We start from the raw sequence: 15786 nt of genomic DNA, 5'->3' as shown, positions 1-15786 counted from the left end.
GTTGTGACCACCGCCATGCTCGGCGCCCCGCGGAGCGGCTACGCCGAACCCATGTGATCAAGTCGCCGCAGGATCACACCTTCCCGCAACGCCCACGGGCAGACCTCCACGCTCTCCACCCCGAACAGGTCCATCGCGGCCTCCGCCACCAGGGCGCCCGCCACCAGCTGGTTCGCCCGGCCCTCCGACACCCCCGGGAGCGCGGCGCGCTGCACCGTGTTCATGGCCGCCAGCCTCGGGACCCAGGTCTCCAGGGAGTTCCGCTTGAGTTCGCGCTGCACGTAGAGGCCCTCGGCGGAACGGGCCGCGCCGGCGATGCGGGCCAGCTGCTTGAACGTCTTGGAGGTGGCGACCACGTGGTCCGGGGCGCCGAAGCGGCTGAACTCGCCGACCGTGCGGGCGATCTCGGCGCGGACATGGCGGCGCAGGGCCCGTATGTCGTCGGCGGCCGGCGGGTCGCCGGGGAGCCAGCCCGCGGTGAGCCGGCCGGCGCCGAGCGGGAGGGAGACCGCCGTGTCCGGTTCCTCGTCGATGCCGTAGGCGACCTCCAGGGAGCCGCCGCCGATGTCCAGGACCAGCAGCTTTCCGGCGGACCAGCCGAACCAGCGGCGTACGGCGAGGAAGGTCAGCCGGGCCTCCTCGGCGCCGGTCAGGACCTGGAGCTCGACGCCGGTCTCGGCCTGCACGCGCGCGAGGACGTCGTCGGCGTTGCTGGCCTCGCGCACGGCGGAGGTGGCGAAGGGCAGCAGGTCCTCGACGCCCTTGTCCTCGGCGGCCTGCAGGGCGTCCTTGACGACATCGACCAGTTTCTCGACCCCGTCGGGGCCGATCGCGCCGTTGCCGTCGAGGAGCTGGGCGAGGCGCAACTCCGACTTGTGCGAGTGCGCCGGCAGCGGGCGCGCGCCGGGGTGCGCGTCCACCACCAGCAGATGCACCGTGTTAGATCCCACGTCGAGGACACCGAGTCTCATGTACGGAACTGTACGGAACGCTGCTGGGAGCGGGTGCCGAGCAGTCCCCGCGGGGGCCTTCGGCGACTTACCCTGGACGCGTGCCAAAGACGAACAAGACGAAGGACCACAAGGGCGTCAAATCAGCCGAGGGTTCTTCGCGGGTGAAGCCGCCGCGGCCGTCGAAGACGCCGAAGCTGTCCAAGAAGGCCCTGGCCGCGGACGAGAAGGGGCTCGACTTCGCGCGCGCGTGGGTGGAGTTCCCTGATCCGGCGGACGACGAGCAGGTGTTCCGCTGCGATCTGACCTGGCTGACCTCCCGCTGGAACTGCGTCTTCGGCAGCGGCTGCCAGGGCATCCAGGCGGGCCGCGCGGACGACGGCTGCTGCACGCTGGGCGCGCACTTCTCCGACGAGGACGACGAGAAGCGGGTCGCCGAGCACGTGGCGCGGCTCACGCCGGAGATCTGGCAGCACCACGCCGAGGGCACGCGGGACGGCTGGGTCGCGGAGGACGAGGAGGGTTCCCGCCAGACGCGCCCCTTCCAGGGCTCGTGCATCTTCCAGAACCGTCCCGGGTTCGCGGGTGGCGCGGGCTGCTCGCTGCACATCCTGGCCCTGAAGGAGGGCCGGGAGCCGCTGGAGACCAAGCCGGACGTCTGCTGGCAACTTCCGATCCGCCGGACCTACGACTGGATCGACCGCCCCGACGACACCCGCGTCCTGCAGATCTCGATCGGCGAGTACGACCGCAGGGGGTGGGGTCCGGGCGGCCACGACCTCCACTGGTGGTGCACGTCGGCGACGTCGGCGCACGGCGCGGGCGACCCGGTGTACGTCTCGTACCGCCCGGAACTGACCGAACTGATGGGCAAGGCGGGCTACGACCGCCTGGTGGAACTCTGCGAGCAGCGCCTGTCGTCCCAGCTGCCGCTCCTGGCCCCCCACCCGGCGGATCCCGCCGACTGACGCCCGCTGCAGCGCCCCGAAAGGGGCACCGCGAGTGCCCCCAGTCTGCACGGAGGGGCCGGGGTCACGGGGGCGGTGGGGGTGCTTCGCTGCCCGGGGCCGTCGGTGAAGCCGATGCCGTCGGGCCGTCGGTCTCCGACTCGGTCGGCGTGGGGGTCGGTGTCGGCCCGCTCGACGTCGGGGGCTCGGTCACCGGCGGCGTCGGCTGCGTCGGGGCGGAGGCCGTCGGCGTCGGCCTTCCCGGAGGGGTCGGTTTCGGCCCACGGCGGCCGGGCGGAGCCATCCCGTACCCGTCGATCGACACCACCGCTCCCGCGGGCGCCACCGCCACCCGCGCGCTCCAGTGTCCCGACGGCTCCCGCAGATGGTCGACGTACACCTTGACCGTGAACGACTCGCCCGGCCGCAGCGTGCCCGAGGACCGGGAGAAGTACAGCCACCCCGCCGAGGTGGACAGCGACCACCGCACCGCCGCGTCCCCGTCCGCCGCGAGCGTGACCAGGGTCGTGTCGCCGTCGTTCTCGGCCGTCACCGTGAGGTGCCCCGCGCCGGCCTGCTTCCGGTCGGCCCCGAGCACGCTGATCACCTCCACCGACACGTCGGCCTTGCCGCCCGCGCCGATCCGCGGTCCGGGTCCGGGTCCGGCGTTCCCGGCGTTCTCGTACCCGCCGCCCCCGGTGCCGTCACCGCCGCCCAGGACGCCGGAGCCGGCGGCCTCCCGCGCGGTCGCGGACGGCCCGTCCTGCCCCTCCCCCGCCGGCGAGCCCCGGTAGGCGGCCCACAGGGCGAGCACCGGCGCCGCCACCACCGTCGCCACGACGGTCGTCGTGACGGCACGCGCGCGCAGCCGGTCCCGACGGGCCGCGCGGTCCTTGGGGTCCATCGGGAAGCCGCGCCGGTCGAAGCGCGGCAGAGCCGCTCCCCGCGCGCGGGGCTGGTGCGCCATCGCCTTGTGCAGGGCCGCGCGGGGCGCCTCCAGGACGGGCAGTTCCGCGGGGGTGGTCATCAAGCCGGGCCACCGGCCGGGGGCCGCGCGTTCGGCGGTGCGGCGACAGCGCGGGCAGTCGTCGACGTGCCGGACCAGTTCGCGGCGCAGGGCGCTGCTGAGCACCAGCTGACTGTCCCCGGTGAGGTGGGACACGCTCGGGCAGCCGCCGGTCTCGACGACGGCGAGGGCCGCGCGGGTGCGTTCGACCTCGCAGGCGGCGGAGGAGAGCAGTTCGCGGGCGCCGGCGAGGTCCATGCCGAGGACGGCGGCGACCTCCTCGACGGTGAGGTGGTGGCGTACCGCGAGTTCGAGCGCCTCGCGCTGCTCGGGGGTGGTGCCGGCCGCCTCGGGCCAGGCGAGCAGGGCGAGTTCGCGGCGCCGCTCCTCCTGGTCGTCGGTGGGGGCCTGCGGTTCGGGGGCGATGTGGCGGCCCGCCGCGTGGGTGGCCTGACGTTTCTGCTTGGCCTGGGCCAGCCCGCGCAGACAGGCCCAGCGGGCCAGTGCGTACAGCCAGGCCCTGCGGTCCCCGGCGGCCGGCGGGACGCGCTGGCCGCGCCGCTCGGCGAGGGCGAGGACGTCCCCGAGGGCGGCGGTGGCCGCGTCGTGGTCGCACAGCACCGAGAGGCAGTAGGTGAACAGCCCGTCGAGGTAGGGCTCGTAGCGCGCCGCCGGTCGCTGCGCCAGCGCGCGCGCCGCCGTACGGTCGCGCGCCGCGCGCGCCTCCCGGTGCGCCCGGTGTGCACCGGTCGTGCGGGTCGAGGTGTCCGGAGTGCTGCTCATCACCCGTGCGACCGTAGGCGGCGGCGTAACGTCCCTTCTTGCGGCTTGAGCACTTTTAATCCGTACGGGTGAAACGATCCCTCAATAGGGGACAGGAGGCCGCGATTCCGTGGCTCGTTCCCGACGGGGGATGGCCGGGACCGGTCCACCCACACCCGTCACAGGAGCCACCCCGGACCCGTTGTCGGTGGCGGGGGCTACGGTTTCCGCATGGCCACCCGTACCAAGACCGCCAAGGACCGCCCGTCGTACCGCTGCACCGAGTGCGGCTGGCAGACGGCCAAGTGGCTCGGTCGCTGCCCCGAGTGCCAGGCCTGGGGGACGATCGAGGAGTACGGCACGCCCGCGGTCCGTACGACGGCACCCGGCCGGGTCACCACCTCCGCGGTGCCGATCGGCCAGGTCGACGGCCGTCAGGCCACCGCCCGCACCACCGGCGTGCCCGAGCTGGACCGGGTCCTCGGCGGCGGCCTGGTCCCCGGCGCGGTCGTGCTCCTGGCGGGCGAGCCCGGCGTCGGCAAGTCCACGCTCCTGCTGGACGTGGCGGCCAAGTCGGCGAGCGACGAGCACCGCACCCTCTACGTCACCGGTGAGGAGTCCGCGAGCCAGGTCCGCCTGCGCGCGGACCGCATCGGCGCCATCGACGACCACCTCTACCTCGCCGCCGAGACCGACCTGGCCGCCGTGCTCGGCCACTTGGACGCGGTGAAGCCGTCGCTACTGATCCTGGACTCGGTGCAGACGGTCGCCTCCCCGGAGATCGACGGAGCGCCCGGCGGGATGGCCCAGGTGCGGGAGGTGGCCGGCGCCCTCATCCGCGCCTCCAAGGAGCGGGGCATGTCCACCCTCCTGGTGGGCCACGTCACGAAGGACGGCGCGATCGCGGGACCGCGGCTGCTGGAACACCTGGTGGACGTCGTCCTGCACTTCGAGGGCGACCGGCACGCGCGCCTGCGCCTGGTCCGCGGCGTCAAGAACCGGTACGGCGCCACCGACGAGGTCGGCTGCTTCGAACTGCACGACGAGGGCATCACCGGTCTCGCCGACCCGAGCGGGCTCTTCCTGACCCGGCGGGCCGAACCGGTGCCGGGCACCTGCCTGACCGTGACCCTGGAGGGCCGCCGCCCGCTGGTCGCCGAGGTCCAGGCGCTCACGGTGGACTCGCAGATCCCCTCCCCGCGCCGGACCACCTCCGGTCTGGAGACCTCCCGGGTCTCGATGATGCTGGCGGTGCTGGAGCAGCGCGGCCGGATCAGCGCGCTCGGCAAGCGGGACATCTACTCCGCGACGGTCGGCGGGGTGAAGCTCTCCGAGCCCGCCGCCGATCTGGCCATCGCCCTCGCGCTGGCCTCCGCCGCCAGCGACACCCCGCTCCCCAAGAACCTCGTCGCCATCGGCGAGGTCGGCCTCGCGGGCGAGGTCAGACGGGTCACCGGCGTCCAGCGCAGGCTCTCGGAGGCACACCGGCTCGGCTTCACGCACGCGCTCGTACCGGGCGATCCCGGCAAGGTCCCGCCGGGCATGAAGGTCCTGGAGGTCGCCGACATGGGGGACGCGCTGCGGGTGCTGCCGCGCTCCCGTCGCCGGGAGGCCCCACGGGAGGCGGAGGAGCGCCGGTAGACTTTGCCCTGGTCTCGCCCGTCCGTACGAACCGAGTGCGGGTGCGGCAGCGCCTCAGAACCTGCGACCGGAGGAGTGCAGTGGCAGCCAACGACCGGGCATCGGCTCCCGGAAAGTCCGGCGGGAGTGCCGGTTCCGAGGGCCTGATGCGCGCCTCGCTGAGCGCCGTGGCTCCGGGCACCGGCATGCGGGACGGCCTGGAGCGGGTCCTGCGCGGCAACACGGGGGGGCTCATCGTGCTCGGCTTCGACAAGACGGTCGAGGCGATGTGCACGGGCGGTTTCGTGCTGGACGTCGAGTTCACGGCGACCCGGCTGCGGGAGCTGTGCAAACTCGACGGGGGGATCGTGATCTCCTCCGACCTGTCGAAGATCCTGCGGGCGGGTGTCCAGTTCGTGCCGGACGCGACGATCCCGACGGAGGAGACGGGCACCCGGCACCGGACGGCGGACCGGGTCTCCAAGCAGGTCGGCTTCCCGGTGGTATCGGTCTCCCAGTCGATGCGGCTGATCGCCCTCTACGTCGCCGGGCAGCGCCGGGTCCTGGAGGACTCGGCGGCGATCCTCTCCCGCGCGAACCAGGCGCTCGCGACCCTGGAGCGGTACAAGCTCCGCCTGGACGAGGTCGCCGGGACGTTGTCGGCGCTGGAGATCGAGGACCTGGTGACGGTCCGGGACGTGTCCGCCGTCGCCCAGCGCCTCGAGATGGTCCGCCGGATCGCCACGGAGATCGCCGAGTACGTGGTCGAACTGGGCACCGACGGGCGGCTCCTGGCCCTCCAGCTGGACGAGTTGATCGCGGGGGTCGAGCCCGAGCGCGAGCTGGTGGTCCGGGACTACGTGCCCGAGCCGACGGCGAAGCGGTCCCGCACGGTCGACGAGGCGCTCTCCGAGCTGGACGCCCTGAGCCATGCGGAACTGCTGGAGATGCCGACCGTGGCGCGGGCGCTGGGGTACACGGGGTCGCCGGAGGCGCTCGACTCGGCGGTGTCGCCGCGTGGCTTCCGGCTGCTGGCGAAGGTGCCTCGGCTGCCGGGGGCGATCATCGACCGGCTGGTGGAGCACTTCGGGGGCCTGCAGAAGCTGCTCGCCGCGAGTGTGGACGACCTCCAGACGGTGGACGGGGTCGGGGAGGCTCGGGCGCGGAGTGTGCGCGAGGGACTGTCGCGGTTGGCGGAGTCCTCGATTCTTGAGCGGTACGTCTGATTTCGCCTGCCGGCTCGGGCGGTTGTGGCGGTACGGCGGCTGCTGCCAGGTGGGGGCTGATCGCGCGGTTCCTCGCGCCCCTTGCGGGGCGCTCCCCAGCCGTGTCTTCAGATCGGCCCTAGTCCGCTGACAGGACGAACGACGCCTGGGCCTTCGGGTAGCCCGGGACCGCCGCTTGCAGGAGGTACGTGCCCGCGCCGGCCGATCCCGCCGGGGGCGTCGCGCACTGGGCCGCGCTCGGCTTGCGGTCCCACTTCAGGGTGTACGTGATGCTGCTGCCGGCCGGCACCCGGTACCACCGGTTCCCCGCCGTCCTCGGGCAGTCGGCGGAGGACCAGTAGCTGTTGTCCGCGGACGACGCGGTGATCGTCAACACCGCGTTCTTCGGGCCGAGATCGATCTTGCAGTCGCTGGACGAGGTGTTCTTCGCGGCGAGTTCGAAGGTCGGCGTCTGCTCCGGCGAGTACGAGTTGTGCAGGCTCTTCAAGGCCAACTGCACCGCGCCCGCAGTGCAGTTGGGGAGGGCGGAGGACCCCGGCAGCGAGGCGACCGTACCGCCGGAGCCGGAGGTCACGTCGCCGCCCGAGCCGGCCGAGGAACCGGCCGAACCGGCGGAACCCGACGAGCCCGACGTCGAGCCGTCCCCCGTACCGCCCGAACTCCCGTCGCCCGTACCGGAGCCGGCACCGCCGCCGGACCCGGATCCCGACCCGCCCCCGCTCGACTCGTCCCGTCCGCCGGGGGCCTGGCTGATCGCGGGCCCGCTGCCGGAGGGACCCGGCGTGATGGTGGACACGGGATTCTTGCCGTTGGAGCCGTCGGCGCCCTTCTTGCCGCCCCCGCCGCCCGACGTCACGATCCATGCGATCAGCAGCGCCAGGACGACGACCGCGGACAGCATGACGGCCCTCCGTCGCCAGTAGATGGAGGAGGGAAGCGGCCCGACCGGATTGCGCAGAGATCCCACGGCGCAAACTGTACGAGAGATCCATGCGCTTCCTCGCCCCACCCGCCGCCCTAACCTCAACTTTTCCGGATCATCATTCCGGCAACTCCCGTCAGCCCGGCTCTTCTTCGCCGTCGACGCCGTCAACTCCGGCCTCGTCACCCACCACGTCCGCCCCGGTCGTCGCGGAACGTGGCAGGATCGGAAGGGTCATGACTGAGAAGCTGCACACCCCTGTGATCGCCTGGTTCGACGCCCATGCCCGCGACCTCCCCTGGCGCCGCCCGGAAGCGGGCCCGTGGGGTGTGATGGTCAGCGAGTTCATGTTGCAGCAGACGCCGGTCAGCCGCGTGCTGCCGGTGTACGAGCAGTGGCTGGCCCGCTGGCCGCGCCCCGCCGACCTCGCCGCGGAGGCGCCCGGCGAGGCGGTCCGCGCCTGGGGCCGGCTCGGCTACCCGCGCCGCGCCCTGCGGCTGCACGGTGCCGCGGTCGCCATAACGGAACGGCACGGCGGCGACGTACCCACCGACCACGCGCAGTTGCTCGCGCTGCCCGGGATCGGCGAGTACACGGCCGCGGCCGTCGCGTCGTTCGCGTACGGGCAGCGGCACGCCGTGCTGGACACGAACGTGCGGCGGGTGTTGGCGCGGGCCGTGACCGGAGTGCAGTACCCGCCGAACGCCACCACCGCCGCCGAGCGCAGGCTCGCCCGTGAGCTGCTGCCGGCGGACGAGCGGACCGCGGCCCGCTGGGCCGCCGCCTCCATGGAGCTGGGCGCGCTGGTGTGCACGGCGAAGAACGAGGGGTGCCCGCGGTGCCCGATCGCCGCGCAGTGCGCCTGGCGGCTGGCCGGCAAGCCGGAGCACGAGGGGCCGCCGCGGCGCGGGCAGACGTACGCCGGTACCGACCGGCAGGTGCGCGGCAAGCTGCTCGCCGTACTGCGCGAGGCGCACGCCCCCGTGCCGCAGACGGCGCTCGACCGGGTGTGGCACGAGCCGGTGCAGCGGGCCCGCGCCCTGGACGGGCTGGTCGCGGACGGACTGGTGGAGCCGCTCGCGGGCGGTCTGTACCGGCTTCCGTTGGGCTGACGCACAGCCACATCACAGCGGCCGGGGTCGTGTTACGGCCCTAACGGTCGGACAAATACCCCAATAACCGGGCATAGCTCCCCGCCTGCTTACCCCGAACCTACTTCCGTTACACAACCGACGGACAGCCGATTGCTAGCCGCAGGCTGCTCCGCACAGCCCCGTGACAACGACTCCGTAGCTTCGTTCCTGTGCCCGCCAGGACCGCGGGCCGGCAGTGACCAGAGCAGGAACTCAGGGGCCGAGGGCCGGGGAAAACGGGGATCGGGAGGCGGTTGATCATGGCGCAGGGCGAGGTGCTCGAATTCGAGGAGTACGTCCGCACCCGGCAGGACGCGCTGCTGCGCAGCGCCCGCCGGCTGGTCCCGGACCCCACGGACGCCCAGGACCTGCTCCAGACCGCGCTGGTACGGACGTACGGCCGCTGGGACGGCATCGCCGACAAGAAACTGGCGGACGCCTACCTGCGCCGCGTCATGATCAACACGCGGACCGAGTGGTGGCGGGCCCGCAAGCTGGAAGAGGTCCCGACCGAGCAGATGCCCGACGCCTGCGTGGACGACTCCACCGAGCAGCACGCGGACCGCGCTCTCCTCATGGACATCATGAAGGTTCTGGCTCCGAAGCAGCGCAGCGTCGTGGTGCTGCGACACTGGGAGCAGATGTCCACGGAGGAGACGGCCGCCGCCCTCGGCATGTCGGCCGGTACGGTCAAGAGCACGCTGCACCGGGCGCTCGCCCGGCTCCGCGAGGAGCTGGAGTCCCGCGACCTCGACGCACGCGCGCTGGAGCGTGAGGAGCAGGAGCGTTGCGCGGCCTGACCGACGCGGGGCCCGACAGGGGCCCGGCGGGCGCACAGGCGGTGGTCACGGCGTCAGCCGTGGTCGCCGCCGTCGCCCTTTTCGCCGCTGCCTGCGGCACCGGTGGCACCGGCGCCCGTGACGAGGGGCCGGCCCACTCCGACTCGGTCGAGCACGCCCCGGCCGCCAAGGCTCCCTCACCCAACCCGTCGCAGACCTACGAGAAGATCGACGCGGTCGCCCTGGTGAAGGCCGACCCGGCGGTCTCGGCCACCGTGAAGCGGGACCTCAAGCCCTGCGCGGGCAACGCGTACCCGGTCGACGTGACCTACGGCGATCTCACCGGAGACCAGCTGGACGACGTCGTCGTCAATGTGCTGACCTGCGGGGACGCGGTGGGAGTGGGGGCGTACGTGTACCGCAGGGAAGACGGTTCGTACAAGAATGTCTTCAAGGCCGAGGAGTCCCCGGTCTACGCGGAGATCGACAAGGGCGACCTGAGCGTGACCAAGCAGGTGTACGAGAAGGGGGACCCCGTGTCGAGTCCCTCGGGCGAGAACGTGATCACCTACCGCTGGACCTCGGGACGCTTCGTCCAGGAGGACTTCCACCACACCGACTACGGCAACGCGGCCGGCGGCGCCGCCACCGAGGACCCGACCGCCGCCGGCTGACCCGGCCCCGACCCCACCACGACGACACGAGAGAGCCGGATGGCAGACCAGACCCACGTCCTGTTCGTCGAGGACGACGACGTCATCCGCGAGGCCACGCAGCTCGCCCTGGAGCGGGACGGCTTCGCGGTCACCGCCATGCCCGACGGGCTGTCGGGCCTGGAGGCGTTCCGGGCCGACCGGCCCGACATCGCTCTGCTGGACGTGATGGTCCCCGGCCTGGACGGGGTGAGCCTGTGCCGGCGGATCCGGGACGAGTCCACCGTGCCGGTGATCATGCTGTCGGCGCGCGCCGACTCGATCGACGTGGTCCTCGGCCTGGAGGCGGGCGCCGACGACTACGTCACCAAACCGTTCGACGGGGCCGTGCTGGTGGCCCGGATCCGGGCGGTGCTGCGCCGCTTCGGACACGCGAGCGGCGGTGAGAAGCCCCATGAGGACGCGGCGCCGGTCACCGGCGGGCTGCTCACCTTCGGCGATCTGGAGATCGACACGGAGGGCATGGAGGTGCGCCGGGCCGGACAGCCGGTGGCGCTCACCCCGACCGAGATGCGGCTGCTCCTGGAGTTCTCCTCGGCACCGGGGACCGTGCTCTCCCGCGACAAGCTGCTCGAACGCGTCTGGGACTACGGCTGGGGCGGGGACACCCGGGTCGTCGACGTGCACGTGCAGCGGCTGCGCACGAAGATCGGCCAGGACCGGATCGAGACGGTCCGCGGTTTCGGCTACAAGTTGAAGGCCTGAGCGAGGCGGCCATGCGGGGGTTCACCAGACACATCCGGCACAGCGGCCCGGGACTGCGCACCGGGCTCCGCTGGAAGCTGAGCGCGGCCATCGCGCTGGTCGGCGCGCTGGTCGCGATCGCGCTGAGCCTGGTGGTGCACAACGCGGCCCGGGTCTCGATGCTGGACAACGCACGCGACCTCGCCAACGAGCGGTTGCAGATCGCCCAGCGCAACTACGAGCTGTTCGGCCGGGCGAACTTCCCCGACGTCAAGGTCAACGACCCGCTGCTGCCGGACGCCCTGCGGGACAGGGTCGACGCGGGCCGCCGGGCGACCGACGTCATCGACCACGGCAGCGGCGCGCCGGACATCTGGGCGGCCGTGCAGGCCAAGGACGGGCGGGTGCTGTCCCTGCACGGCACCTTCCCGAACCGCAGCAGCAACGTCCTGCGGGACCTCGACCAGGCCCTCGTCATCGGCTCCATCGCGGTGGTCCTCGGCGGCAGCGCGCTCGGCGTGCTGATCGGCGGGCAGCTCTCACGCCGGCTGCGCAAGGCGGCGGCCGCGGCCAACCAGGTCGCCCAGGGCGAGCCGGACGTGCGGGTGCGGGAGGCCATCGGCGGGGTCGTACGGGACGAGACCGACGACCTCGCGCGCGCGGTGGACGCCATGGCGGACGCGCTGCAGCAGCGGCTGGAGGCCGAGCGGCGAGTGACCGCCGACATCGCGCACGAGCTGCGTACGCCGGTGACGGGGCTGCTCACGGCGGCCGAACTGCTCCCGCCCGGCCGCCCGACGGAACTGGTCCTGGACCGGGCGAAGGCGATGCGCACCCTCGTCGAGGACGTCCTGGAGGTGGCCCGGCTGGACAGCGCCTCCGAGCGGGCCGAGCTGCAGGACATCATGCTGGGCGAGTTCGTGTCCCGGCGGGTGGCGGCGAAGGACCCGGCGATCGAGGTGCGGGTGGTGCACGAGTCGGAGGTCACCACCGATCCCCGGCGGCTGGAGCGGGTGCTGTTCAACCTGCTCGCCAACGCGGCCCGGCACGGCAGGCCGCCGATCGAGGTGACCGTCGAGGGCCGGGTCATCCGGGTCCGCGACCACGGCCCCGGCTTCCCCGAGGAACTCCTCGCGGAGGGCCCGAGCCGGTTCCGCACCGGCAGCGCGGACCGCGCGGGCCAGGGGCACGGCCTGGGGCTGACCATCGCGGCCGGGCAGGCGCGGGTGCTGGGGGCCCGTCTGACCTTCCGCAACATCCGCCCGGCGGGGGCGCCCGAGCACATTCCGGCGGAGGGTGCGGTGGCCGTCCTGTGGCTCCCCGAACACGCTCCGACGGCCACCGGCAGCTACCCGATACTCCCGGGACCGGCCCAGGCGGGAAGCCGCTGAGAGTCCTTCACGCCGGCGGCGCGGGCCAGTGCGGCGATCCGCTCCGGCGCGTAGCGGCTCAGGAAGGGCGTGCCGGAGGCCCGCGCGGCCCGCTGCGGCACCGGTGGCTGCTCCCGCTGGTCGGGTTCGACGTCCTCGACCGGCCGCAGGAACGTGGTGACCGGCCGCGGCCTTCCCGGGGCGAGCCGCCGGCCGCGGCACGGACACGACGACGCCGGCCGACTGGAGAACCAGTCGGCCGGCGTCGTCGTCGGTGAGCCGCGTCGTCAGACGTCGGTGAGCGGCGTCGTCAGACGGCCTCGGCCAGCTGGATCGGAACCGCTTCCTCGCTGGTGGCCGGTCCGCTCTTGAGCGGCACCTCCTTGACGAACACCGCCGCCACCAGCACCACCACGGCGATCACGGCACCCAGCAGGAACGCCGAGTGCGTACCGGCCGACACCGCGTGCTGGTAGGCGTCCCGCACCGGGGCGGGCAGCTTCGCCAGGCTCGCCGCGTCCAGCGAGGCGGACTTCTCGGTGGCCTTGGCCGCCAGCGCCCCGCCCCGCTCGGACATGACGTGCTTGACCCGGTCGTTGAAGAGCGCGCCCATGATGGCCACACCGAAGGAGGAGCCGAGCGTCCGGAACAGGGTGGTGGAGGAGGACGCGACGCCCATGTCCTTCATCTGCACGCTGTTCTGTGCGACCAGCATGGTGATCTGCATCAGGCAGCCCATGCCGAGGCCGACCACGGCCATGTACAGCCCGGAGGTCAACCGGGTGGTGTCGGTGTCCATGGTGGACAGCAGGTACAGCCCGACGGCCAGCAGCACACCGCCCACCAGGGGGAAGATCTTGTAGCGGCCGGTGTTGGTGGTGACCCGCCCGGCGACCATCGAGGTCACCAGCATCGCGCCGAGCATCGGCAGCAGCAGCAGCCCGGAGTTGGTCGCGGAAGCGCCCTGCACGGACTGCTGGTAGAGCGGCAGGAAGAGCGTGGCGCCGAACATCACGAAGCCCACGATGAAGCCGATGACCGACATGAGGGTGAAGTTGCGGCTGCGGAAGATGTGCAGCGGCAGCACCGGCTCCGCGGCCATGGTCTGCCAGAAGACGAACCCGACCAGCGCGGCGACACCGATGGCGATCAGTTCCATGATCCGCGCGGACGTCCAGGCGTACTCGGAGCCGCCCCAGGTGGTGACCAGCACGATGGAGGTGATGCCGAGGGTCAGCAGCCCGGCGCCGAGGTAGTCGATGCGGGTCTTGTTCCGCTTCTTCGGCAGGTGCAGTACGGCGCTGATGGCGGCCAGCGCGATCACGCCCAGCGGCAGGTTGATGTAGAAGGCCCAGCGCCAGCCCCAGTTGTCGGTGATGGTGCCGCCGACCAGCGGGCCGCCGATCATCGCGAGCGCCATGACGCCGGCCATCATGCCCTGGTACTTGCCGCGCTCGCGGGGCGGTATCAGGTCACCGATGATCGCCATGACCCCCACCATCAGACCACCGGCGCCGAGCCCCTGAACGGCCCGGAACCCGATCAGCTCGCCCATGTTCTGGGCCATACCGCTGAGCGCGGAGCCGATCAGGAAGATGACTATGGAGATCATGAAGGCGCCCTTGCGCCCGTACATGTCGCCGAGCTTGCCCCAGATCGGGGTCGCCGCGGCGGTCGCCAGGGTGTACCCGGTCACCACCCACGACAGGTGCTCGAGGCCGCCCAGCTCGCCCACGATCGTCGGCATCGCGGTGCCCACGATCATGTTGTCGAGCATCGCGAGCATCATCGCGATCATGAGCGCGAGCAGTACGACCCGTACGCTCCTCGGCTGTTTCTCCGACTGCTCCGTCGGCTCCGGTGCCCCCGGAGTCTCCTGGCCGGTAACGGCCGCCTGGGTGTCCGCCATCTCTCCCACTCCCCCTGGCGACAGGTACTTACTTGCCGCCCGGCTAGTTCACTACACTGGGAAGGTAGACCTGTCACTAGCCGGGCGTCAAGTAAGTTTCCCAGGACGGACGACGGCGTCCGGCCGGACGAATTTTCGCGGGAGCGCGAGGAGTAAGAGGATGGGCGTCACCATGGACGGCACCAAGCAGCAGCGCCGCGGCAACACCCGCCAGCGCATCCAGGACGTCGCGCTCGAACTCTTCGCCGAGCAGGGCTACGAGAAGACCTCCCTGCGGGAGATCGCCGAGCGCCTCGACGTGACCAAGGCGGCCCTGTACTACCACTTCAAGACCAAGGAAGAGATCCTGGTCAGCCTCTTCCAGGATCTGACGCAGCCCATCGGCGACCTGATCGAGTGGGGCAAGGACCAGCCGCACACCCTGGAGACCAAACAGGAGATCGTCCGGCGCTACAGCCAGGCGCTCGGTGACGCGGAGCCGCTGTTCCGGTTCATGCAGGAGAACCAGGCGACGGTCCGGGAGCTGCGCATCGGCGACACCTTCAAGGACCGGATGCGCGGTCTGCGGAACATCCTGATGGACCCGGACGCTCCGCTGACCGACCAGATCCGCTGCGTCAGCGCGTTGTTCACGCTGCACGCCGGCATGTTCGTGATGCAGGACATCGAGGGCGACCTCCAGAAGAAGCGGGAAGCCGTTCTGGAGGTCGCCATGGACCTGGTGACCCAGGCCCACCAGGGTTCGGACCGGCCCGCTTAGACGGTCACGCCCTGGGCGCGCAGGAAGGCGACCGGGTCGACGGCGGAGCCGTAGTTCGGCGTCTTGCGGATCTCGAAGTGCAGGTGCGGTCCGGTGGAGTTGCCGGTGCTGCCGGACAGGGCTATGTGCTGACCGGTCTTCACGACCTGCCCGACCCTGACGTCGATGCGCGAGAGGTGCGCGTACTGCGAGTACTCGCCGTTGGCGTGCTTGATGACGACGGCGTTGCCGTACGCGGGGCCGTCGCCGGCGCCGTTGCCGCCGGCCTTGACGACGGTGCCGCCGTGCGCGGCGACGACCTCGGTGCCGGTGGGCACGGCGAAGTCCTGGCCGCTGTGCCGGGCGACCCACATGCCGCCGGCCTGGTTGAAGGTGGCGGAGAGCGTGTACTTCTTCACCGGGTCGACCCAGGCGGCGGCGCTGGAGGTGGCGGCCGACGCGACACCCGAGCCCACGACCGCCGTCACCGCGGCACCGGCGGCCAGAACGGCGGCGCGCTTGCGGAGCGAGGACGTACGGGGGGCACGGAGAGCGGCGCGCAGGGACATCGGAACCTCGTGGGGTAGGCAACAGGGGACCCACCGGCACACCGGCTCGTTCGCCGGCCGTGCACTGGGTGGGCCATCCCTTGGTAACCCACAGGCCGCCCGACGCTCAAACCCCCCGTCTACGGCACTTCGTAGTATCCGCTTCCATAACAGGGCCTTTCTTGACAGAAACCCCGACCGCACCACCCCGCCCCGACGTCGCGACACCGCCGCCACCTCCGGCCGCCACACCCCTTCATCTCGGCTACAGGTCCCACTATCTCGGCTAGTACCGGACATTTCCCCCGTGCGGTATGTCACCAGTCGCCGGGACCCGCACCCGTCGACATGTGACGGCCGCCACCCCGCCCCACGGCCGCACCGGGCCGCGGGCCGCGGCGGGAGAGCGGCTCCACCGGTCGACCACGCCACCTGGCGGCATCTGCGGCTTCCTCAGCCTCTTTCACTGACCTGGTCG

14 protein-coding genes are annotated in these 15786 nt (G+C 72.1%); 9 read left to right on the top strand and 5 right to left on the bottom strand.

Features of this window, described 5'->3' with window-relative positions; all coding sequences use genetic code 11:
- Positions 1-38: 38 nt before the first annotated feature.
- Positions 39-971, bottom strand: a complete 933-nt coding sequence (locus ACZ3KP_RS35660; protein WP_467504694.1) for a Ppx/GppA family phosphatase — start codon at positions 969-971, stop codon at positions 39-41.
- Between the two features lie 143 nt (positions 972-1114).
- On the opposite strand from ACZ3KP_RS35660, the gene ACZ3KP_RS35655 reads away from it, so the two are divergent.
- A complete protein-coding gene (locus ACZ3KP_RS35655) occupies positions 1115-1918 on the top strand; it encodes a DUF3109 family protein (protein ID WP_467504715.1) in 804 nt (267 codons plus the stop codon).
- Positions 1919-1982: 64 nt separating this feature from the next.
- Here ACZ3KP_RS35655 and ACZ3KP_RS35650 read toward each other — a convergent pair whose 3' ends face one another.
- The gene (locus ACZ3KP_RS35650) at positions 1983-3689 is read right to left on the bottom strand and encodes a BACON domain-containing protein (protein ID WP_467504692.1); all 1707 of its coding nucleotides are present in this window, start codon (positions 3687-3689) and stop codon (positions 1983-1985) included.
- Positions 3690-3896: 207 nt separating this feature from the next.
- Between ACZ3KP_RS35650 and radA the strand changes: the two genes are divergently transcribed.
- A complete protein-coding gene (gene radA / locus ACZ3KP_RS35645) occupies positions 3897-5306 on the top strand; it encodes a DNA repair protein RadA (protein ID WP_360564311.1) in 1410 nt (469 codons plus the stop codon).
- 80 nt (positions 5307-5386) lie between these two features.
- Positions 5387-6511 (top strand): DNA integrity scanning diadenylate cyclase DisA, encoded by a 1125-nt coding sequence (disA, locus tag ACZ3KP_RS35640; protein ID WP_132889339.1) that lies wholly within the window; start codon positions 5387-5389, stop codon positions 6509-6511.
- Positions 6512-6629: 118 nt separating this feature from the next.
- Here the strand turns inward: disA and ACZ3KP_RS35635 are convergent, their stop codons facing one another.
- Positions 6630-7478: a hypothetical protein gene (locus tag ACZ3KP_RS35635; protein ID WP_467504690.1), complete on the bottom strand. Its 849-nt coding sequence runs from the start codon at positions 7476-7478 to the stop codon at positions 6630-6632.
- A 191-nt stretch (positions 7479-7669) separates the two neighbouring features.
- Here ACZ3KP_RS35635 and ACZ3KP_RS35630 point away from each other — a divergent pair, with 191 nt between their 5' ends.
- From ACZ3KP_RS35630 to cseC, 5 genes are all read left to right on the top strand, one after another.
- Positions 7670-8545, top strand: a complete 876-nt coding sequence (locus ACZ3KP_RS35630) for an HhH-GPD family protein (RefSeq protein WP_467504688.1) — start codon at positions 7670-7672, stop codon at positions 8543-8545.
- Positions 8546-8826: 281 nt separating this feature from the next.
- Positions 8827-9366 (top strand): SigE family RNA polymerase sigma factor, encoded by a 540-nt coding sequence (locus tag ACZ3KP_RS35625; RefSeq protein WP_360564317.1) that lies wholly within the window; start codon positions 8827-8829, stop codon positions 9364-9366.
- Positions 9354-10019, top strand: a complete 666-nt coding sequence (locus ACZ3KP_RS35620; protein ID WP_467504686.1) for a hypothetical protein — start codon at positions 9354-9356, stop codon at positions 10017-10019. The genes ACZ3KP_RS35625 and ACZ3KP_RS35620 overlap by 13 nt, the downstream gene beginning before the upstream one ends.
- A gap of 39 nt (positions 10020-10058) precedes the next feature.
- The gene (gene cseB / locus ACZ3KP_RS35615; protein ID WP_132889347.1) at positions 10059-10763 is read left to right on the top strand and encodes a two-component system response regulator CseB; all 705 of its coding nucleotides are present in this window, start codon (positions 10059-10061) and stop codon (positions 10761-10763) included.
- Between the two features lie 11 nt (positions 10764-10774).
- Positions 10775-12133, top strand: a complete 1359-nt coding sequence (cseC, locus tag ACZ3KP_RS35610) for a two-component system sensor histidine kinase CseC (protein WP_467504684.1) — start codon at positions 10775-10777, stop codon at positions 12131-12133.
- 289 nt (positions 12134-12422) lie between these two features.
- Here the strand turns inward: cseC and ACZ3KP_RS35605 are convergent, their stop codons facing one another.
- A complete protein-coding gene (locus ACZ3KP_RS35605; RefSeq protein WP_467504682.1) occupies positions 12423-14021 on the bottom strand; it encodes an MDR family MFS transporter in 1599 nt (532 codons plus the stop codon).
- Positions 14022-14181: 160 nt separating this feature from the next.
- On the opposite strand from ACZ3KP_RS35605, the gene ACZ3KP_RS35600 reads away from it, so the two are divergent.
- Positions 14182-14781 (top strand): TetR/AcrR family transcriptional regulator, encoded by a 600-nt coding sequence (locus ACZ3KP_RS35600; RefSeq protein ID WP_467504680.1) that lies wholly within the window; start codon positions 14182-14184, stop codon positions 14779-14781.
- Here the strand turns inward: ACZ3KP_RS35600 and ACZ3KP_RS35595 are convergent.
- Positions 14778-15329, bottom strand: coding sequence for a M23 family metallopeptidase (locus ACZ3KP_RS35595; RefSeq protein WP_467504678.1), 552 nt, complete (start codon positions 15327-15329; stop codon positions 14778-14780). The genes ACZ3KP_RS35600 and ACZ3KP_RS35595 overlap by 4 nt on opposite strands.
- Positions 15330-15786: the final 457 nt, after the last annotated feature.

Source organism: Streptomyces sp. NPDC020958, from assembly GCF_055562175.1.
This window is presented reverse-complemented; position numbering and strand designations above follow the sequence as displayed.

What these genes read in the sequence shown, in the direction of transcription:
- ACZ3KP_RS35660 (WP_467504694.1), bottom strand. Translation starts at nt 971, where the DNA reads ATGAGACTCGGTGTCCTCGACGTGGGATCTAACACGGTGCATCTGCTG.
- radA (WP_360564311.1), top strand. Translation starts at nt 3,897, where the DNA reads ATGGCCACCCGTACCAAGACCGCCAAGGACCGCCCGTCGTACCGCTGC.
- ACZ3KP_RS35630 (WP_467504688.1), top strand. Translation starts at nt 7,670, where the DNA reads ATGACTGAGAAGCTGCACACCCCTGTGATCGCCTGGTTCGACGCCCAT.
- ACZ3KP_RS35625 (WP_360564317.1), top strand. Translation starts at nt 8,827, where the DNA reads ATGGCGCAGGGCGAGGTGCTCGAATTCGAGGAGTACGTCCGCACCCGG.
- cseB (WP_132889347.1), top strand. Translation starts at nt 10,059, where the DNA reads ATGGCAGACCAGACCCACGTCCTGTTCGTCGAGGACGACGACGTCATC.
- cseC (WP_467504684.1), top strand. Translation starts at nt 10,775, where the DNA reads ATGCGGGGGTTCACCAGACACATCCGGCACAGCGGCCCGGGACTGCGC.
- ACZ3KP_RS35605 (WP_467504682.1), bottom strand. Translation starts at nt 14,021, where the DNA reads ATGGCGGACACCCAGGCGGCCGTTACCGGCCAGGAGACTCCGGGGGCA.
- ACZ3KP_RS35600 (WP_467504680.1), top strand. Translation starts at nt 14,182, where the DNA reads ATGGGCGTCACCATGGACGGCACCAAGCAGCAGCGCCGCGGCAACACC.
- ACZ3KP_RS35595 (WP_467504678.1), bottom strand. Translation starts at nt 15,329, where the DNA reads ATGTCCCTGCGCGCCGCTCTCCGTGCCCCCCGTACGTCCTCGCTCCGC.